The sequence below is a fragment of the Streptomyces sp. NPDC025638 genome (genome assembly GCF_055558775.1).
Genome location: NZ_JBVHLX010000003.1, coordinates 195,934 through 214,154 on the forward strand (window position 1 = coordinate 195,934; position 18,221 = coordinate 214,154).

Sequence of the window (18,221 nt, forward strand, 5' to 3'; positions counted from 1 at the left end):
CTCAGAGGGCGAGTTCGGGCCGGTAGTGGTCCAGCCACAGGGCGAGGTCGACGACGCGTTCGAGGCGCAGACGGTGGCCCCACTCCAGTCGGTCGGGCGGGGTGTCGAGACAGGGCTTGACGAGGGTCTCGTCGGCCAGGGCACGCACCTGTTCGGTGGCCAGCGCGTCGCGGGCCATGTTCTGCAGGCCGCGGTTGTAGGCGGGGTGGTGGGTGGCCGGGTAGTGGTTCTTGGGGCGGTGCAGGACGGAGTCGGGGGCGAGCCCGGTGCCCGCCGCCCGGAGCAGGCTCTTCTCCCGGCCGTCGAAGCTCTTCCACGCCCAGGGGGTGGTGAAGGCGTACTCGACGAGGCGGTGGTCGCAGTAGGGGACGCGCACCTCCAGGCCCTGCGCCATGCTCAACCGGTCCTTGCGGTGCAGGAGTTGACGCAGCCAGCGGGTCAGCGACAGGTGCTGCATCTCGCGCTGCCGGTGTTCGACGGGGTTCTCGTCGTCCAGGTGCGGTACGGCGGCCAGTGCGCCGCGGTACGTGTCCTCCCGGAACTCGCCCATGCGCAAGCCGAGTTCCGGGTTCAGGGGCATGGCGGCCTCGTCGCCCGTCACCAGCAGCCAGGGGAAGGTCGGGGCGGCGAGTGCCTTGGGGTGGTGGAACCAGGGGTAGCCGCCGAAGACCTCGTCGGCGGCCTCCCCGGACAGGGCGACGGTGGAGTGCCGCCGTATCCGACCGAAGAGCAGATACAGCGAGGTGTCCATGTCGCCGACGCCGATCGGCGAGTCGCGGGCCACGACCACCGCCCTGCGGTGTTCGGGATCGAGGAGCGCTCTCGGGTCGAGTACGACCGTGCTGTGGTCGGTCCCGATGAAGGCGCCCGCCTCGGTGGCGTACGGGGTGTCGTGACCGGTGCGCAGCACGTCACCGGTGAAGCGTTCGGCCTGGTCGCTGTAGTCGACGGCGTACGAGCGGAGGCGGGCGTCCGGGCCTTCGCGCAGCCGGAGTTCGTCGGCGAGCAGGGCGGTCAGTACGGTGGAGTCGATGCCGCCGGACAGCAGGCTGCACAGCGGGACGTCGGCCTCCAGTTGGCTGCGGGCCGCGGCGCCCACCAGTTCGCGGATCCGCTCCACCGTCGCGTCCTGGTCGTCGTCGTGCGTTCCCGCCGCCAACTGCCAGTAGCGGCGCTCGCGGATGCCGTCGCGGTCCAGCACGAGCACGCCACCCGGTTCGACCTCCCGCACCCCGGACCACACCGTGGGCCCGGTGTTGAACAGCAGGCTGTACGCCTCGCGCAGCCCGTCGGCGTCCACCTTGGGCCTGATCTCGGGGTGGGCGAACAGGGCTTTGGGCTCGGAGGCGAAGGCCAGGCCGCCGTCGACGGCCGCCCAGAACAAGGGCTTGACGCCGAGCCGGTCGCGCACCAGCACCAACCGCTGGGCACGCTCGTCCCAGACCGCGAGGGCGAACATGCCCTCCAGGTGGTCGGCGACGTCCTCGCCCCACTCGGCGTACGCCCGCAGCACCACCTCGGTGTCGCTGCGAGTGTCGAAGCGATGACCTCTGCCGCGCAGTTCGGCCCGCAGCGCGTGGTGGTTGTAGACCTCGCCGCTGTAACTGAGCACGGCCGTCGGCCGGTCGGGCCGGTCGGTCATCGGCTGCACCCCGCCGGCCAGGTCGATGACGGCCAGGCGGCGGTGCCCGATCGCGGCGTGCTCACCGAGCCAGACGCCACCCGCGTCGGGGCCGCGGGGTGTGAGGGTGGCGGTCATGGCATCGATGACCGGGGCGCGGGTGCGGGCGTCGTGATGGAAGGACACCCAGCCGGTGATTCCGCACATGGGACGACTCCAGGGTCAGGGACGGACGGCGGGGCGCCGCGTCGGTGGATCGGACCGCTCGTAGGTCAAGGACGAGCGGCGGGTGCCGTGCCCGTGGTCGTGCCCGGTGCCGGGGCACGCCGTCGTCCGGGCACGGCGAGCAGGGGTACGGCGAGACAGGCGGCCGTGGCGGCCAGGGCGAGCCCGGCGTGTACGCCGTTGCCTGGGCCGGTGAGTCCCCATACGGCCGTGGCGAGCGCGGGGCCGAGGGTGAAGCCGAGGCTGCGTGCGAGTTGGGCGGTGGATCCGACGGTCGCCGTGCGGTCCGGCGGGGCGGCGCCCATGACCAGGGCCTGGGTCGGGCCGCCGTTGAGGCCCATTCCGACGCCGGCCAGGGCGAGCCGCCAGGCCACCTGCCACGGCGACCAGTCGTCTCCCAGCGGGACGAGCAGCAGCAGGCCGACCGTGGTGAGCACGGCGCCCGTGACCGCGACCGGCCGCGCCCCGTACCGGTCGGCCAGCCGCCCGCCGAGCGGCCCGGCCAGCCCCATGCCGAGCGGGAAGGCGAGGACGGTCAGCCCGGTCGTCGTGGCGCTGACTCCGTCGTCGCGCTGGAGGTACAGGGCGACGACGTAGTGCATCGCGGCGAACCCGGCCGCCAGGGCCAGCACCGCCCCGTGCGCCCGCAGCAGGCCGGCCGTCCGCAGCACCCCGGCCACCGGGCGGCCGCCCGGTCCTCGCAGCCACCACCACAGCGGCGGGACGGCCGCGATGACGAGCGGCAGCCGGGACGGACCGTCCGATGCCGAGGTCAGCGCCAGCAGCAGCACCGCCACACCGGTGGCCACCAGCAGTGCATCCACCAGTGACCGGCGGTCGGGCAGCCGCAGCCGGCCGTCGCCCGGCATCGCCCGCCGGGTCACGACGAGGGCGAGCACACAGAACGGGACCTTGACCAGGAAGACGGCATGCCAGCCCCAGTGGTCCAGCAGCAGGCCACCGACGGCCGGTCCGGCCACTGCCCCGAGCGGACCCAGCGTCGCGGGCACGCTCATCGCCCGTCCGCGCGAGTGCGGCCGTACGGAACGGACGGCCAGGACCGGCATCAGCACGAACAGCACCGCACCGAAGACGCCCTGCGCCAGACGCGCCGCGATCAGCCAGGCCATCCAGGGCGCGGCGGCCGCGAGCACACTGCACACTCCGAAACCGGCCGTCGCGAACAGCACGGCGGAGCGCAGCCCCACGCCGTCCAGCCATCGCCCCGCAGGCAACAGCAGGGCGACAACGGGGAGTTGATAGGCAAGTACGGCCCACTGAGCGGTCGCGGCGGGGACATGGAAGCTGTCCGCGATGTCCGCGAGGGCCACGTTGACGATGTTCATGTCCAGCATCGCCACGAACGCCAGCACGCCCGCCACGGCGACCAGCAGCCAGCGGTCCTCATCCTTGCGAAGTGTCATGGGTCAGCCGCCGATTCGTGTGCGCCCTACTGGTGTCCGCGCCGCCGCGGACGGTTCCGCGTCGGCCGACGCCCGGTGGTCGAAGGCGATCAGTGGGTCACCGGTGAGCGGGTGGTCGACGACGGCCGCGCTGACGCCGAACACCTCGGCCATCAGCGTGGGCGTGAGGACGTCGCGCGGTGGACCGGAGGCGACCACCTGTCCGGCGTGCAGCACGTGGAGGCGGTCGCAGACGGATGCGGCCGCGTTCAGATCGTGCAGCGACACCAGGGTCGTACGGCGGTGAGCCCGCAGCAGGGCGAGCAGTTCCACCTGGTGGCGGATGTCGAGGTGGTTGGTCGGCTCGTCCAGGACGAGGACGTCCGGGTTCTGCGCGAACGCACGGGCCAGCAGGACGCGTTGGCGTTCTCCGCCGGACAGGGCCGTGAACCGGCGTCCTGCTTGCTCGTACATGCCGACGTCCGCCAGGGCACGGGCGACGATGTCCCGGTCGGCGGTGTCCTCCGCGGCGAAGGCCCGCTTGTAGGGCGTACGGCCCATGGCGACGACCTCGTGCACGGTCAGCTCGAAATCGCCCCCTCGCTCCTGCGGTAGCGCGGCCACGTGCCGCGCCGACCGGACCGGGGTCAGCTCGCGCAGATCCGTGCCGGAGAGCAGGACCCGTCCGGCCGTCGGCTTCACATGCCGGTAGACGGTGCGCAGGAGCGTGGACTTGCCGCTTCCGTTCGGGCCGACGAGTCCCGTGATCTCGCCCTCGGCCGCCACCAGGTGCGCCCCCGCCACGACCGTGCGGCCGGCGTAGGCGACGTGCAGGTCCTCGATGTCGATTCTCAACTGCCGCTCCCGAGGCGCCGATCCAGCAGATACAGCAGGGCCGGAGCCCCGATCAGCGAGGTGACCACACCGACCGGGAGCTCCTGGGTGCCCATGACCGTGCGGCAGACGATGTCCACCACGACCAGCAGCAGGGCTCCGAACAGGGCGGACACGGGCAGCAGTCGGCGGTGGTCACCGCCGACGACGAGCCGGCAGGCGTGCGGCACCATCAGGGCGACGAACGCGATCGCGCCCGACACCGCGACCAGTACGCCGGTCAACACGCTGGTGATGGTGAAGAGTTCACGGCGCAGCCGGGTGGCGTCCACACCGAGTCCGGCCGCCGTCTCGTCGCCCACGGTCAGGGCGTTGAGGGCCCGGGCGCGCGCCTGCAGCCACAGCAGGGTGACGGGCACGGCTGCCGCGGGAGCCGCCAGCAGCGGCCAACTCGCCCCGCTGAGGCTGCCCATCAGCCAGAACAGCACGCTGTGGGTCTGCTGCTCGTCCCCGGTCTGCAGGACGAGATAGCTGGTGAAGCCGGACAGGAACTGGCCCACCGCGATTCCGGCCAGCACCAGTCTCAGGGGGGCGAATCCTCCGCCACGCCGGGCCACGGCCCACACGAGTGCGAAGGTGGCCAGTGCACCGGCGAAGGCCGCACCGGACAGCCCGAGGCCCAGGGCCCCGCCCGCGCCGACACCGAGCACGATCGCGGCGACGGCGCCGAGTGAGGCGCCGTTGGAGATGCCCAGGAAGTACGGGTCGGCGAGCGGATTGCGCACCAGAGCCTGCATGGCCGTACCCACGAGTCCGAGGCCGGCGCCGACAAGTGCGGCCAACAGGGCTCGGGGCAGCCGTAGTTGCCACACGATGAGGTCGTCCGTGCCGGGGCGTGGCGCCTCGCCGGACAGCCGTCGCCACACCACGCTCCAGACCTCGCCGGGCGGGATGGAGGTCGAGCCCCGGCCCACCGCCACGGTCAGCGCCACGAGCAGCCCGATCCCGAGTGCCAGGGCGAGCGGCGCGGCGGGCAGGCTGCGGGCCTCACGGTTCCCGGCCGACGCCCGGCGCCGGGACGGGGAGAGTGCGGACAGCACGGCTAGCCGACCTTGCCCGGGTGGAGGGTCTTGGCGATGGCCTCGACCGTGTCGGCGTTCTCGACCCCCGCGATGGTGGTCGGTTCGGAGCCGATGCGCAGGAAGTGGCCCTCCCGCACCGCCTTCAGGCCCTTGGTGGCGGCGTTGGACCTGAGCCAGTGCTCGGCCTCGTCGAACGCCTTCTCGTTCGCCGCCGCGTTGCCCCTGTTGCGGACCCCGAGCTGGATCCAGTCGGGGTTCTTGGCGATCACGTCCTCCCAGCCGACCTGCTTGTAGTCGCCGTCGCAGTCGGCGAAGACGTTGCGGGCGCCGGCCAGGGTGATCACGGCGTGTGCGATCTGGCGGTTGCAGACGACCGTGGGCTGCTTGGTGCCGGCGTCGTAGTCGAAGAGGAAGTACGTCGGCCGCTTGCTCCCGGCCATGCCGCCGACCGCCTTCTGGACGGCGTCCACCTTCTTCTTCATCCCGGCGACGATCTCCTTGGCCCGTGCGCGGGTGCCGGTGACGGCGCCGAGGGAGGTGATGTCGGCCTCGACCGCGGAGAGATCGGTCACCGGGTCCTTGCTCTGCGCGGCGCAGGCGGTGGACTTCAGATAGATGTGCTTGATCCCGGCCGCCTTGAACTCCTCCGCCGTCGGCGCGTCCCCCATGCCGCCGCCCATGCTCCCCATGGAGGCGAAGGTGTCGACGTACAGGTCGGCACCCGAGCCGAGCAGTTTCTCCTTCGGGATCACGCTCCGGCTGAGTACCTTCACGTTCCTGGCCTGCGCGTCCAGGGCGGCGGGCAGGGTGCCCCTGCCGGGCGGGAAACCGGTGCCGATCACCTTGTCACCGGCACCGAGGCGGAGCAGCAGTTCCAGGCTGGAGGCGTTGCTCGTGACGATCCTCGCCGGTGCGGCGGAGAAGGTGGTCCTCGCGCCCGCGCAGTCGGTGACGGAGACCGGGTGGGCGCCGGAGTCGGCCTTTCCGGCGTTCGCGTCCGCCGTCTCCTTCCCCGCACCTCCGCACCCCGCCGCCAGCAGGCCGCCGAGTACGACGGCCGCCGTACCGGCCCACACACGAGAACGCATTGAAAATCTCCAGGATCTACTCGGTACACGGGGCGAATTTCCCTCACCCGGTCCAGTAGTCGGGACGAACGCGTCGTGAGTTCCCGCCGGTTGGCAGTCCGTCTCGAATGAATCGCCGTCGGTGGCGCATGGGTGCTGACGAGGGGCCGGCTCCGGCTGTCACCGGGGCCGGCCCCTCGCAGCAGCCGGCTCAGGCGGCCGCGACGGCAGGTTCGTCCGCCTCGTCCAGCAGATCCATCAGGGTCGCCCGGGCACGGGCCACGCGCGAACGGACCGTGCCGACCGGGCAGTCGCTGACCTCGGCCGCCTCCGCGTAGGGCAGGCCCACCAGTTGGGTCAGGACGAACGCGTCCCGTCGCTCGTCCGGCAACGACGCCAGCAGATCGAGCAGGGCTATGCCGTCGTCGAAGCCGGGCAGGTTCTGCGGCTGGGCGAGTTCCACGGCCACTTGCCAGTCCGGTACGTCGGACAGGCGCGGCCTGGCGGCGGCGTACCGATAGCTGTCGATCACGGCACGGCGCGCGATGGAGAGCAGCCAGGCGCGCGCCGAGGAGCGGCCCTCGAAGCGGTGCAGGCTGCCGAGAGCCCGCAGAAACGTGTCCTGCGCCAGGTCGTCGACCGCCTGGGGGTCGGCGCAGAGGTGGGCGACATAGCGATGGACGTCGCGGTGCAGGGCGCGGACGAAGTGCTCGACGGCGTCCGTGTCTCCGCCTCGTGCGGCGAGCGCCCATGCGGTGGTCGACTCGTCGAGCGCTCCGGAGTTGTCGCCTTTGCGGCGCAAGGTGGGCAGGGCAGGGATGGTCACCTGGTGTCCTTCTCGGTCATCCGTGATCCGGACCGATGGCGCGCGTATGCGCGAACGGTCCGGTGAGTGGGGAGACGGCCTACGCCGCTTGCGCGCCGGGGCGCTTGTGCGTGCGTACGGCCGTGACCCGAGGCGCGACTGCGCGACCTCGGGTGATCCAGCTGTCCTCGACAGCGGTCCCCACGGGCGGGCCCCGAGAAGTGATCGAGTCGGCCAGCAGGAGGCGCCGCGGCGTGCGGTCCGAGCGGCGGCGCCGCACACGGAGCCGCGGCCGGTCCGGGGTGACGGGCAGGCCCAGCAGCAGCCGCAGGGGTGCCGCCAGCCGGCCGGCCACGGCCCTCAGGATGCGGAACGTGGCCTTCTCGCCGTAGGCCAGCCACAGCCCGCACAGCACCGCGGCGAGCAGGTGGGCTGCGAGCATGCCGAGGGACGACGAGTCTGCACCCGCCGAGTCGCCCATGTGGGGCGCGTCCATGTGGCCTGCGCCCATGTGGCTTGCACCCATGTGTGGCGCGGCTATGTGGCGCGAGCCCATGTGTCCCATATCCATGGAGCCCATGTCCATGGAGTCCATCGCGCTTATGTCCATGGAGGACGGGCCGTCCACTGCCGACTGGGCGAGTGAGAACGCCTCGTGCAGCAGCGTCTGAGCGGCGACCACAACGGTCACGATCAACAGCAGACCGCGCTCACGGCCCGCCAGACACCAGCCCGCGCCACCGGTCACCGCCGCGCCACCGGCCAGCGCCCAGCCGGGCACGTCGGTCCCGGACATCAGCACGTGGCCCAGGGCGGCGAGCAGCACGCACACGGCCGCGAACACCGCGGCCCGTATCGTGCGAGAACACCACCCTGCTGTCATGGCGCCTCATCCTCGCATCCGGGTCACGAGGCACGCCCGCCGGGCCGGATCACCACGGCGACGGCCCGGACCGTCCCGCTGCGCTCGAAGTGCAGGGTGAACGAGACGAGGTCACCCGTCTGCCACCTTGCCCCGGCACGCAGGCTCACGTCCACGCCGTGCGGGGACATGGCCAGTTTCCCGCCCGCAGGGACAGTGGCCGAGGCCGTGTCGGCCTTGTAGGCGGCCCCGCTTCGGGTGGTGCGGTGACGGCTGAGGGTGATCTCACCCCGGGCCGCCGGGGACGTCACCTCGACCAGCCGGTCGTCCGCGCCGCCGAGGTTGGTGAGGTCGAAGAAGGCAGCGGTCTCCGTACTGTTGCCGTACGGCAGGAAGACCCGCCCGGCCGAGACGGTGATCCGTGCGGGGCTGCCCGCCTTCCCGGCACCGACCCAGATGGTCAGTCCGGCCAGGGCGAGGCCGCACGCGGCGAGCGGAGCGATCGCGGCGAGCAGGGTGTCGGTCAGCCGGCGGCGGGTGGGCCGCCAGGGGTGCTGTTCGGTCAACGGGTGGGCCTCCGGGCGGGTGAGGGCTGCCAGGCGCGGAGCCGCAGGCTGTTGCCGACCACCAGCAGCGAGCCGGCCGCCATGGCCGCCGCGGCGAGCATCGGGTCGAGCAGGCCGACCATGGCGAGCGGGACGGTGACGACGTTGTAGCCGAGGGCCCATACGAGATTGGCGCGGATCGTGCGCAGCGTGCGGCGGGCGAGGCGGATCACGTCCGGGAGGCCGTCGATCTCGCCGCGCGCCAGCGTCACGTCGGCGGCCCCGATGGCGAGGTCGGCGCCGTTGCCCATGGCGATGCCGAGGTCGGCGCCAGCCAGTGCGGCGGCATCGTTCACGCCGTCGCCGACAACCGCGACGCGGTGGCCTTGTTGCTGCAGGTCGCGTACGAGGGCGGCCTTGTCCTCGGGGGTGCGGCGGGCGTGCACGTCGTCGATGCCCAGCGCCTCGGCGACGGCTCGGGCGGGCACGGGCGCGTCGCCGGTGACGAGCATGGGGCGCACACCAAGACGCCGGAGCCGCTCCACGGCCCGGTAACCGCCCGGCCGTACGACGTCCCCGACTTCGATCAGGGCTTCGGCCACGCCGTCCACGCGAACCAGGACGGGTGTGTGGGCGGAGGCTTCGCCGACCGGCAGGGCGGCAGCGAGGACCGCGGGCAACTCGTCGTCCACGGCCAGGACTTCGACCCGGCGTCCCTCGACCCTCCCGCGCACGCCCCGTCCCGGCAGCGCGCGGAACCCGGTCACGTCCGGCAGCCGCTGCCCGGGCAGCTCTCGGCGGGCGTATGCCAGGACAGCACGGCCGAGCGGGTGTTCCGAGCCCTGCTCCACGGCTCCGGCCAGCCGCAGCAGCGCGCCACGGCCGAGACCGTCCGGTACGGCGGTGACCCGGACGACACTCATATGGCCGGACGTGAGGGTGCCGGTCTTGTCGAGGACGACGGCATCGATGTGCCTGAGCCCCTCCAGTGCCTGCGGACCGGTGACCAGCACGCCCAGTCGGGCACCCCGGCCGGTGGCCGCCATCAGCGCGGTCGGCGTCGCCAGACCGAGCACGCACGGGCAGGCCCCGACCAGAACCGCGACGCACGCGGAGACGGCCGGCTGCGGATCGGCTCCGGCGCCGAGCCAGAACCCGAGTGCCGTGACGGCCAGCGCCGGCACGACAGGCACGAAGACGCCCGCGGCCGAGTCCGCGAGCCGCTGCATCCGCGACCGCGGGGCCGCCGCCGTACCGTGTCGGTCGCGTGCCTCCAGGAAGCGTCCGGTGAGCACGAACAGCGGTACTCCGACGGCCGCTTCGAGATAGACGTAGGGGGTGCCCTGGGACGCGTGGGGCACCAGGCTGAAGGGCATCCGCACGCCGGGCTCGCCCGCACCGCCGAGGAAGAGCGCGTACGCCGACCATACGAAGGGGACCGCCACGCCCAGCGACACCAGCGTGTCCATGGTCGCCGACGCATGCCGAAGCCCGCGCACCGCCCGCACATGGAACGGCCACGCGCTCCACACCGCGACCGGCGCGGCCAGCACGAAGCACAGCCACTGCCAGTTGCGGAACTGCAGGCCCGGCGCCATCGACAGGACGAGCACCGGCGTCGCGAGCAGCGCGGTGACCAACAGCCGCTCCCGCTCCTGCCGTTGCCCACGGTCGTCCAGCTGTTCCGCACCCATCAGTGGCTTCCCCCGTGCATGTCCCCCATGTCCATGCCACCTCTCCCGCCGCCTCCGCCGCCATCGCCCTCGCCTCCACGGCCCGTATCGGTGCCGTGCATACCGGGCGCGACGGGTCCGACCGAGGCGCCGACGGCGTACGACACCGTGAACAGCACCGCCAGCAGCACGAGGAATCCGCAGAGGGCGGGCGGGGGCAGCAGCCTGCGCAGCGACAACGGACCCTTGCCGAGCGAGGGCTGCCGAGAATCGTCCATCAACCGCGTCTCCAGATCACGTCCGTACCTCCGTACCGCTTCAGGAGTCGGAGCGACCGGCGGCCGAGTTCCGGGGCACGGGTGTGGCGCGCGTCACGCGGAGCGCCCGGCCCTCTCTCCGGCCCGACGGCGCCGGCTCCGCCTCCGGACCGGTACGGAGGCGGAGCCGGCGGGGTGCGTCAGAGCACGAGGACGATCCCGTGGCCCCGGATCATGAGCGACGCGTGCGGCTGGTCATGTAGACCGCTCCGGCTCCGGCGACGATCACCAGGGCGGCGCCGCCCGCGATCAGGCCGACCGGGGCGCTCGCGCCCGTCTCGGCCAGGGGCGGCTTGCTGTCGCTGGGCGACGGCTTCGGGGTGGTGGGCGGTGTCGACTGGAGCGGGGGCACGTCCGGCGTCGTCGGAGGCGTGGTGGAGGGCTTGGGGGTGGTCGGCGGAGTGGTCGCGTCGCTCGGCGGCGTACTGTCCGCGGGCGAGGTCGGGGTCGCGGGCGTGGAGGGGGTCGGCTCGGACGGTGTGGGGGTGGGCGAGTCAGGGGTGCCGGGCGTGCACGCCTTGTCCCCGCCGTTCCACGCGGCTATCAGGTGATAGGGGGTGATGACGTTGTCCGGCTGGTAGGGAACGGGGCCATGGCCCTCGCCGGTCTTGCCGTCGTACGAGACGTCGTCGCCGTACAGGTCGATCTGGCCGTAGCAGTCGGGCGACTGCACGGACAGCTGCTGCCAGGTCCGCTTCGCGTCGTCCGAGCCGGCCACGTCGGCGGCGGTGAGGTAGACGGTGGCCTTGTCGACCAGGGTCTGGTGACCGGAGGTGTACCAGTTCGAGCCCTCGGTGGTGTATTCGGCGAGGGAGACGGGGTACTTGCAGCCGTCGCCCACGCTCTGGGCCGGGGCGAGCCGGACCTCCACGGTTCCGGGAGCGCTGTCCCACTGGTGGAACCCGCCCTGCGAGGTCCAGTCCGCGCCGACGGTCTTTCCGTCGGCGTCGACGATGCGGTACTGGACGGTGGCGGACTGGCATTCGGCGGCCGTCGTGGCGCTTGCGGCACCGGCCGCGGCCAGGGGGACGATCGCGCTGGTGAAAGCGGTTGCTACGAGAGCAGCCAGAGTTCTCGATTGATGCGAACGCGACAAGATGAGCCTCTGTGAAGGTGAAGGTGTGGGAGGTGGTGGACCGCGAGCGGCGACACGGGCAGACGCCATGAAGGCGTGGACGACCGAGTCACTCGCGTCACTTCGCTCGCTTCAGGCCCAGCGAAGTAAGCGAATTCTTGCCGCCTTTCACAACTCCCGTCAATTCTTCACCCGTTCGGCACATCAAGTCGCGCAAAGGGCCCCTTCGGCGCACCAGGGCAGGCGGGCAGCCGCCCCCTGGCCTGCGCCGGGGCCCGCCCCGCGAAGCCGTGTGCCGAGGCTTGTCGCGGGGCGCCGAGTCTGATTGGGTACCCCGGCGCGCGATGGGCGCGGCAGGCAGAACGGGAGCGTGCGGCGTGCGTCCGACGGTACGGCAGGACATCAGGGAGCCCTTGCCCGAAGGGCTCGGGCAGGCGATACGCGAGACCGCAGGAGACATCGCCGCGCTGGTGCGGGGCGCGCCCGACACGACCGTCCCCGTACCGGGATCCGAGTGGACCCTCGGCGAGGCGGCCGCCCATCTGGCACTGGCCAATGAGCTGATGGCCGACCTCGCGGCAGGGCGCGAGCGCCCCTACGGCGACGGCACACCCCAGAGCCTGGCCGCCGCCAATGAACAGTCCCTCGCCGCCTACGGGGAGCGCCGGGCGGAGCCACTGGCGGCGGTGATCACCGAGCAGGCCGACGCCTTCCTGGCCGCCGTGGCGCGGGCCGCCGCCGACGGGACCGCCGACGACACACCGCTCGTCACGCCGCTCGGCCCCCTGACCAGACCCCTTCTCGCGTCCTACCTGCTCACCCACATGCTGGGCCACGGCTACGACCTCGCTCGCGCGGTGAAGCGCCCGCACATGATCGACCCGGACCGTGCCGGGCTGTGCATGCCGTTCATGCTCTCGGTCATGCCGCGCGTGGCCGACGCGGCCGCCACGGCCGGTCTCACCGCGCGCTACACCGTGCGACTCAGGGGCGGTACGGCGTTCGGCGTGACCCTGGCGGACGGCACCGTGCTGGTGACCCCGGAGCCGCAGGAGCGCCCGGACTGCACCATCCTCATCGAGCCCGTCGCCTTCCTGCTCATCGCGCTGGGCCGGCGCAGCCCGTGGCCTGCCATCGCGCGGGGGCAGATCGTCGCCTGGGGGCGCAAGCCCTGGCTCGCGCCACGCTTCCCGAACCTGTTCACCGCGCCCTGACCCCTGGCGTGACACCGTCGGTCGCCGCTTCGAGTCAATCGAAGTCGATCGCCCCTCGATTCAAGATCAGTCGTCTTATGTGATCTATCAGGCATCGGCCGTCAGTCCCGGAGACGCCCCCATCGGGCTGCATATGCATGTCTACGGTGCAACCACCGGGCGGGACGGCAACGCGCCGCGCCGCCGCAGCCGACAACCAAGGGGAGGCACGATGGCGAATGTCGAAGTGTCCTTAAAGGAGATCATGGCCTCGGTCGAGGGGGCGCTCGGGGCAGCGGTCGTCGACTACACCAGCGGCATGGCGCTGGGCACTCTGGGCGGGAACAAGGACCTCGACCTGAACATCGCCTCGGCGGGCAACACGGATGTCATCCGCGCGAAAGTGCGCACGATGGAGCAGCTGGGCCTGAAGGGCGACATTCAGGACATCCTGATCACACTTGAGGGGCAGTACCACCTGATCCGCCTGGTCAGCGGGCGCAACGGCAATGGGCTCTTCCTCTATCTCGTGCTCGACAAGTCCCGGTCCAATCTGGCCATGGCCCGGCACCAGCTGAAGCGGGTGGAGGAACAGATCGAGGTCTGAGCGGTCGTATGCCCGGGCACACGCATGCCCAGAACGTGAAGATTTCTTCAAGTCACGAGATCAGCATGACCCCAACTCGTGGATGCGCACGGTCGCGGGCGACAAGGATCGACTCATGAAGCCGGATCGAGCGGCGGCACCTTCGCGGTGCCGCCGCATCCTGGCGACCACTCCGACCCGGCAGGGAGCGAACGCGTGCAAGTCCCCCTCTACCAGGCCAAGGCGGAGTTCTTCCGCATGCTCGGTCACCCGGTGCGCATCAGGGTCCTGGAGCTGCTGCAGCACGGCCCCGTCCCCGTACGGGATCTGCTGGCGGACATCGAGATCGAACCGTCCAGCCTTTCGCAGCAGTTGGCGGTGCTGAGACGATCAGGGATCGTCGTGTCCACCCGGGAGGGCTCCACGGTCCTCTACGCACTGGCCGGCGGTGACGTCGCCGAACTGCTGGCCGCCGCCCGCCGCATCCTCACGGAACTGCTCGTCGGCCGGAACGAGTTGCTGGCCGCGCTGCAACAGGCTCCCTCGTCCCCACCGCCCGCGAGCACCACCAGCAGTCACAGGTGACGGCCGAGGTCATCCCCGCGTCGGCGCCTCGGCATACAGGTGGCCCCGCACGCGGCGCAGCCACGCTTCGGCGGCCGCCTCGTCCGGTTGCTCCGGGAGCACGCTGGTCGTCTCGTCGAACGCGGCCTGGTAGGCCCGGAGCACGGGCAGAGCGGCGGACGCGTCGGCGGCCACGCGCTCGCCGAAGTCGTGGTACTCCTGCGGGTCCTCGACCCGGATGGTCAGCCGGCCGGTGGCGTACAGCTCCAGGCCCTGGTGGCACAGCCGCTTCAGGTGCCGGGCGTGCTTGGCGGTGCGCTTGCGGGTGTCCGCGGAGAACGATCCGTCGCCGCGGGCCTCCAGGCGCCGGAACTGCTGTGTGGCATAGCCGAGATAGGCGTCCCTGACGCGCTTGGCGCACAGCAGCGAGGACCGTATGCCGATCAGCTCGTCCCCGAACGGCGTCCGCACCTCGTACAACTCGTCCGGAAGCCACACCAGTTCCATCGCGGTCGGATTGCCGCCGAGGGCGAGGCGGCACCACTTGGCGGCCTCGTGCAGGGTGCGGTCGGGCTTGGTGGTGACGTGGGACTCCTTCGGCCGGTGCAGACCGTGCAGTTCCGCGGTGGGTACGGCGAAGACGCCGAGGCGGTCGACGTCGGAGCCCTCGTGAGCGAGTCCGTACGCGGTGGAACCGACGATCCCGGACAGGAGGACGTTCGGGACGGTCACGGACGGCCGCCTTCCTGTGCTTGCGCCCTTGTACTTGCGCAGTGAGCCTGGTGCGTGGGCTCCATTGTCATGACGTGGGGGGCGGCGGTCACCCGGATATTCACCGACGGCCGCTGACCCATCCGACGCATACACGCCCTGCAGCATGAGCGCCCATGTAACCCATGTAATCGGCGGGGCTCGTCGTCCTAGCGGCCGATGTTCAACTCGGGGTGGTGATGGCGCATGGCCGCCAGCACCTCGTCCACACCGACCGGGAGCGTGGTCGCGGAGATGGTCGCCGGGCTGTAGCCCAGGCGCAGGTTGGCCTTGCCGGTGATGCGAGCCATGCGTGGTGCGCGTGCCAGATAGGCGCCCGGGTCGTGGAGGATCAGCTCGATCATGCGCTGGGGCCTTGAACTGACCTTGATCTCCCGGATCCCGACCGCGGCGATCTCCGTCCAGCTGATCGAGCCCAGCATCGCATGGGTCACGCCCTCGCCGGTGATGACCAGCTCGGGCCGCCGTCGTACGAGACGGCCGATCGCGACGGCGGCGCACAGACCGAAGAACGGCACGCCCACCGCGCCCGCGAGGACGGCCTTGATGCTGGAATGGCCGAGCAGGGCCCATGCGCACAGCACCACGAACACGATCGAGCCGAGGGCGACGAGCGCGGTGCGACGTATGGAGGACGGGTAGGCGGTTCTGGGCGGATCGGCGGGTTCGTTGGTCACGCGGTCACTTTAGACAGTCGATGACCGCCGGCCGGGGCTGGATTCCCGCGAGGGCTTGTTGAGTGATCGCCTCGCGGGAGACACTTCTACAGCACTGTAGATTACGGAAGGAAGCAACCTGATGTTCGGCTTGAGCGAGCTGGCCCTGATCCTCCTGGTGGTCGTCGTGGTCCTGGGGATCAAGAAACTCCCCGAGCTGACGCGGTCGGCCGGCAAGGCGGCCCGCATCTTCAAGAGCGAGGCGCGGGCACTGAAGGACGAGGACACCGGCCCGGGGAAGGTCATCCCGGGCACCGTCGTCGACCGCGATGACCCGTCCCGCTCCTGAGCGGGCCGAACTCGTCGGTTCAGCCGTCGGTCCGCTGTGCGTCCTCGGTGCACCTGCTGAGCGGCGCGGGCTTCGCCGCGGCGGGTGGCGTCGGCTGGGGCTTGGCGGAGCGGCGCTTGCGGAGGAGCAGTCGCCTCGCGGGACGCTCCACCGCCTCGTACAGGACCCACGACAGGACGAGGGACACCGTGAACAGGGCGGCGGTGACGGCCAGACCCGCCGCCACGCCGAAGTGCGGGTACTTGCCGAGCACGCTGGTGGCGGCGCGCAGCACCAGCAGGTGGGCCATGTAGAAGGCGAACGAGAGTTCACCGAGCCGGACCATCCGCCGGCCACGCCACAGGGAGGGAAGGCCGCGCAGGTCCGCCACGGCGGCCGCCGGGATGAGCAGGGCGAAGCCGGTGAGGGTACACGCGGTGGCGGGGTATCCGGCGGTGACCTGAGGGACGAAGAAGTAGCCGATGATGGCGAGGGCCAGGGAGGCTTCCAGGCCTGGGCCGCGCCACCGGCCCAGCAGCACCAGCCTGGCCGAGGCGGCGCCGAGGACGAACTCGGGCAGCCGGGCGGCGGGGAAGGAGCTGATCGGCTGGTCCGCCCAGTGGTGCGCCTCCGCCCAGGCCAGCACGAGGACCGAAAGCGCCGAGATCCCGACCAGAGCCGTCAGTCCCCTGGGGCCGAGGCGGCGCAGCAGGAGTGCCAGCAGCGGGAAGGCGGCGTAGAAGAACGCCTCGCAGGCCAGCGACCAGCTGACCGGGTCCAGCGTCTGCCACCACGGACGCCACCAGGAATGCACCAGCAGGACGTTGGCCAGGGCCTGGGGCAGCGTCGGCTTCGGCTGGCGGGCCAGCGTGTACGCCATCAGCAGCGCGATCGCGGCGGTGGCCAGATGGACCGGGTAGATACGGGCGATGCGGCGCCGCCAGAAGGCGAGGGCGCGGTCGTTCGGCCGCGCGGACCAAGTCAGTACGAACCCGGACAGAACGAAGAAGAACGAGACGCCGACGGCGCCGGCCCCCAGTCCCCATGTCACGATCCGGCCGCCGTCGCCTCCGAAGTAGCCGAAGTTGCGCACATGCAGTCCGAAGACCAGCAGCGCGGCCACCCACCGCAGTCCGGTCAGCGACGGCAGCGAGGGCATCGCGGCGGCCTGAGAAGTCGTGGGGTCGGCTGCGGTGGCGTTGGTGGACGGTGGCCTCGGCACCCTGGTCGCCGTCGTCATCGTGTCACCTGCCGGGGGAGGTTCGTTTGGGGCATGAAAGGGAACGTTGCCCATTCGCCCCCTTTCATTCCGGCGTTTTAACAAACATCACACCTGTGACGAAGAACATCGTCGACCTCACACGCTCCACGGCGGGGAACACACCCGAATGGCTGACCGAGCGGGAGCCTGGGCAACGCCGCGGAGCAGCGCGAGGCGCCGGGACGGTCCGACTTCGGTCGGGCCGTCCCGGCGCCTCGTGTTGCCCTCGCGCCCCTGCGATCAGCCGATGTGATAACTGTCGCCGTAGACCTTCCAGTCCAGCGGCGTGTTCAGGTCGAAGTTGCCCTTGCGCAGGAAGACGCGCTGCTCGGTGTCGACCCGACTGGTGTCGCTGTGGGCCTCCTCCTGCTTCATGGCCCACACCCGGGCGTCGAGGAAGGCGTTGAGGTACGTCGTCTCGTCGCCGCCCTGCGCCGGCGGCTTCGCCCGGCGCAGCGCCCGCTTGCGGATGCTGCTGAAGCTCGTGGGGTCGCTGCCGTCGCCATGCATGACGATGGCGTCGTAGTACGTGAACTGGCCGAGCGCCCGCAGTCCGTCCGCCTTGCCCTGCCGCACCGCGGGGTTGAAGTAGACGCGGTCGCGCTCGTCGTTCTGCGCCTGCTGGAACGCAGAGTCCTGTGCGGCCTTGCGCCAGTCCCTGGGGAAGTTGGGGTCGAGTCCGTCGTGCGAGTCGCTGCCGTTGACGCGGCGCAGGGCGGGCAGGTACTTGGCGAGGACGTTGCCGGGCTTGCGGTCGGCGTAGAGCTGTACGAGGTCGAGCATGTCGCCGGTGCCGGAACAGAAGCCGATGATGCCGGCGGTGTAGCCGCGTCCGTCGCCGATGTCCTCGATGTACTTGTACTGCGCCTTCCAGTCGAGCGAGGAGTTCTCCGCGCTCGACACGAGCTTCATGGCGATTTCCTTCTTCGCCGGGTCGTCGAGGCCCGGGGCGGCCGCCTGCGCCGCCGTGGCGTGCTGCGCGGCCAGGAAACCGCCGAGGGCCACGGCGCCGGTCAGGGCGACGAAGGTCCGGCGGGAGGGGCCGGACGGGGATGCTGCATGATCGTCGAGTTGCACCATGGGGGCTCCAACTGGAAGTGGGGGGTGGGACGTTGTCCCCTCTAGCCTACTGATAGGAAGGTTTCCTATTAGACGCCCCATCGGAAGCCCTATGGCGGAAGTTCGTAGCATCGAACAAGCCGAAGTCGTGACTCAAGGGGCGAGTCGGCTCGCCCGGACGGCCCGCGCGGCGACACGGCGGGCGGCGAGGAGCGGGAGCGGGCAGCAACCTGAACACGTCGGCGCCCAGTTGCCCTTCGCCCCTGTCCGGTCTGTTACTCGGTTCCGACCTCT

Annotated in this window: 19 protein-coding genes; 4 read left to right on the forward strand and 15 right to left on the reverse strand. The window is 71.3% G+C overall.

Features of this window, described 5'->3' with window-relative positions:
• Nucleotide 1: 1 nt before the first annotated feature.
• The 11 genes from asnB to ACZ4EG_RS08990 all read right to left on the reverse strand — a co-directional run bounded on the left by asnB (nucleotide 2) and on the right by ACZ4EG_RS08990 (nucleotide 11,530).
• The gene (asnB, locus tag ACZ4EG_RS08940; protein ID WP_467790119.1) at nucleotides 2-1,828 is read right to left on the reverse strand and encodes an asparagine synthase (glutamine-hydrolyzing); all 1,827 of its coding nucleotides are present in this window, start codon (nucleotides 1,826-1,828) and stop codon (nucleotides 2-4) included.
• 65 nt (nucleotides 1,829-1,893) lie between these two features.
• Complete coding sequence (locus ACZ4EG_RS08945) at nucleotides 1,894-3,270, reverse strand: MFS transporter (RefSeq protein ID WP_467790120.1); 1,377 nt, start codon at nucleotides 3,268-3,270, stop codon at nucleotides 1,894-1,896.
• Between the two features lie 3 nt (nucleotides 3,271-3,273).
• Complete coding sequence (locus ACZ4EG_RS08950) at nucleotides 3,274-4,104, reverse strand: ABC transporter ATP-binding protein (protein ID WP_467790121.1); 831 nt, start codon at nucleotides 4,102-4,104, stop codon at nucleotides 3,274-3,276.
• Complete coding sequence (locus ACZ4EG_RS08955) at nucleotides 4,101-5,183, reverse strand: FecCD family ABC transporter permease (protein WP_467790122.1); 1,083 nt, start codon at nucleotides 5,181-5,183, stop codon at nucleotides 4,101-4,103. The genes ACZ4EG_RS08950 and ACZ4EG_RS08955 overlap by 4 nt, the downstream gene beginning before the upstream one ends.
• Nucleotides 5,184-5,185: 2 nt before the next feature.
• The gene (locus ACZ4EG_RS08960; RefSeq protein WP_467790123.1) at nucleotides 5,186-6,253 is read right to left on the reverse strand and encodes an ABC transporter substrate-binding protein; all 1,068 of its coding nucleotides are present in this window, start codon (nucleotides 6,251-6,253) and stop codon (nucleotides 5,186-5,188) included.
• Between the two features lie 190 nt (nucleotides 6,254-6,443).
• Nucleotides 6,444-7,058, reverse strand: coding sequence for a sigma-70 family RNA polymerase sigma factor (locus ACZ4EG_RS08965; RefSeq protein ID WP_453546462.1), 615 nt, complete (start codon nucleotides 7,056-7,058; stop codon nucleotides 6,444-6,446).
• A gap of 79 nt (nucleotides 7,059-7,137) precedes the next feature.
• Entirely contained in the window at nucleotides 7,138-7,920 is a 783-nt protein-coding gene (locus ACZ4EG_RS08970) for a hypothetical protein (protein WP_467790124.1), read from the reverse strand.
• Nucleotides 7,921-7,943: 23 nt separating this feature from the next.
• On the reverse strand, nucleotides 7,944-8,465 hold the full coding sequence (locus ACZ4EG_RS08975) for a copper chaperone PCu(A)C (protein ID WP_467790125.1): 522 nt from the start codon (nucleotides 8,463-8,465) through the stop codon (nucleotides 7,944-7,946).
• Entirely contained in the window at nucleotides 8,462-10,138 is a 1,677-nt protein-coding gene (locus tag ACZ4EG_RS08980) for a heavy metal translocating P-type ATPase (protein WP_467790126.1), read from the reverse strand. Before ACZ4EG_RS08980 ends, ACZ4EG_RS08975 begins: the two co-directional genes overlap by 4 nt.
• A complete protein-coding gene (locus ACZ4EG_RS08985; protein ID WP_467790127.1) occupies nucleotides 10,138-10,395 on the reverse strand; it encodes a hypothetical protein in 258 nt (85 codons plus the stop codon). Before ACZ4EG_RS08985 ends, ACZ4EG_RS08980 begins: the two co-directional genes overlap by 1 nt.
• Before the next feature lie 211 nt (nucleotides 10,396-10,606).
• Nucleotides 10,607-11,530 carry a hypothetical protein gene (locus ACZ4EG_RS08990; protein WP_467790128.1) on the reverse strand — a complete coding sequence of 308 codons (924 nt, stop codon included), beginning with the start codon at nucleotides 11,528-11,530 and terminating at the stop codon, nucleotides 10,607-10,609.
• 323 nt (nucleotides 11,531-11,853) lie between these two features.
• Between ACZ4EG_RS08990 and ACZ4EG_RS08995 the strand changes: the two genes are divergently transcribed.
• The 3 genes from ACZ4EG_RS08995 (at nucleotide 11,854) to ACZ4EG_RS09005 (ending at nucleotide 13,873) form a co-directional block, all read left to right on the forward strand.
• Nucleotides 11,854-12,723: a maleylpyruvate isomerase family mycothiol-dependent enzyme gene (locus ACZ4EG_RS08995; protein WP_453546453.1), complete on the forward strand. Its 870-nt coding sequence runs from the start codon at nucleotides 11,854-11,856 to the stop codon at nucleotides 12,721-12,723.
• A gap of 211 nt (nucleotides 12,724-12,934) precedes the next feature.
• Complete coding sequence (locus tag ACZ4EG_RS09000) at nucleotides 12,935-13,309, forward strand: roadblock/LC7 domain-containing protein (protein WP_453546451.1); 375 nt, start codon at nucleotides 12,935-12,937, stop codon at nucleotides 13,307-13,309.
• A gap of 195 nt (nucleotides 13,310-13,504) precedes the next feature.
• On the forward strand, nucleotides 13,505-13,873 hold the full coding sequence (locus ACZ4EG_RS09005) for an ArsR/SmtB family transcription factor (protein ID WP_453546449.1): 369 nt from the start codon (nucleotides 13,505-13,507) through the stop codon (nucleotides 13,871-13,873).
• Between the two features lie 9 nt (nucleotides 13,874-13,882).
• On the opposite strand, the gene ACZ4EG_RS09010 is transcribed toward ACZ4EG_RS09005, so the two are convergent.
• Nucleotides 13,883-14,584, reverse strand: coding sequence for a nucleotidyltransferase domain-containing protein (locus tag ACZ4EG_RS09010; protein ID WP_453546446.1), 702 nt, complete (start codon nucleotides 14,582-14,584; stop codon nucleotides 13,883-13,885).
• A 188-nt stretch (nucleotides 14,585-14,772) separates the two neighbouring features.
• On the reverse strand, nucleotides 14,773-15,300 hold the full coding sequence (locus tag ACZ4EG_RS09015; protein ID WP_467790129.1) for an STM3941 family protein: 528 nt from the start codon (nucleotides 15,298-15,300) through the stop codon (nucleotides 14,773-14,775).
• A gap of 121 nt (nucleotides 15,301-15,421) precedes the next feature.
• On the opposite strand from ACZ4EG_RS09015, the gene ACZ4EG_RS09020 reads away from it, so the two are divergent.
• Nucleotides 15,422-15,628 carry a twin-arginine translocase TatA/TatE family subunit gene (locus ACZ4EG_RS09020; RefSeq protein ID WP_467790130.1) on the forward strand — a complete coding sequence of 69 codons (207 nt, stop codon included), beginning with the start codon at nucleotides 15,422-15,424 and terminating at the stop codon, nucleotides 15,626-15,628.
• Nucleotides 15,629-15,647: 19 nt separating this feature from the next.
• On the opposite strand, the gene ACZ4EG_RS09025 is transcribed toward ACZ4EG_RS09020, so the two are convergent.
• Both ACZ4EG_RS09025 and ACZ4EG_RS09030 read right to left on the reverse strand, forming a co-directional pair.
• Nucleotides 15,648-16,847, reverse strand: a complete 1,200-nt coding sequence (locus ACZ4EG_RS09025; protein WP_467790131.1) for an acyltransferase family protein — start codon at nucleotides 16,845-16,847, stop codon at nucleotides 15,648-15,650.
• 261 nt (nucleotides 16,848-17,108) lie between these two features.
• Nucleotides 17,109-17,948 carry a chitosanase gene (locus tag ACZ4EG_RS09030; protein ID WP_467790132.1) on the reverse strand — a complete coding sequence of 280 codons (840 nt, stop codon included), beginning with the start codon at nucleotides 17,946-17,948 and terminating at the stop codon, nucleotides 17,109-17,111.
• Nucleotides 17,949-18,221: the final 273 nt, after the last annotated feature.

Coding starts and splice junctions, on each gene's coding strand:
- ACZ4EG_RS08970 (WP_467790124.1), bottom strand. CDS start 7,920: ATGACAGCAGGGTGGTGTTCTCGCACGATACGGGCCGCGGTGTTCGCG.
- ACZ4EG_RS09025 (WP_467790131.1), bottom strand. CDS start 16,847: ATGACGACGGCGACCAGGGTGCCGAGGCCACCGTCCACCAACGCCACC.
- ACZ4EG_RS09030 (WP_467790132.1), bottom strand. CDS start 17,948: ATGGTGCAACTCGACGATCATGCAGCATCCCCGTCCGGCCCCTCCCGC.
- ACZ4EG_RS08945 (WP_467790120.1), bottom strand. CDS start 3,270: ATGACACTTCGCAAGGATGAGGACCGCTGGCTGCTGGTCGCCGTGGCG.
- ACZ4EG_RS08960 (WP_467790123.1), bottom strand. CDS start 6,253: ATGCGTTCTCGTGTGTGGGCCGGTACGGCGGCCGTCGTACTCGGCGGC.
- asnB (WP_467790119.1), bottom strand. CDS start 1,828: ATGTGCGGAATCACCGGCTGGGTGTCCTTCCATCACGACGCCCGCACC.
- ACZ4EG_RS08980 (WP_467790126.1), bottom strand. CDS start 10,138: ATGGGTGCGGAACAGCTGGACGACCGTGGGCAACGGCAGGAGCGGGAG.
- ACZ4EG_RS09020 (WP_467790130.1), top strand. CDS start 15,422: ATGTTCGGCTTGAGCGAGCTGGCCCTGATCCTCCTGGTGGTCGTCGTG.
- ACZ4EG_RS08985 (WP_467790127.1), bottom strand. CDS start 10,395: ATGGACGATTCTCGGCAGCCCTCGCTCGGCAAGGGTCCGTTGTCGCTG.
- ACZ4EG_RS09000 (WP_453546451.1), top strand. CDS start 12,935: ATGGCGAATGTCGAAGTGTCCTTAAAGGAGATCATGGCCTCGGTCGAG.
- ACZ4EG_RS08995 (WP_453546453.1), top strand. CDS start 11,854: ATGGGCGCGGCAGGCAGAACGGGAGCGTGCGGCGTGCGTCCGACGGTA.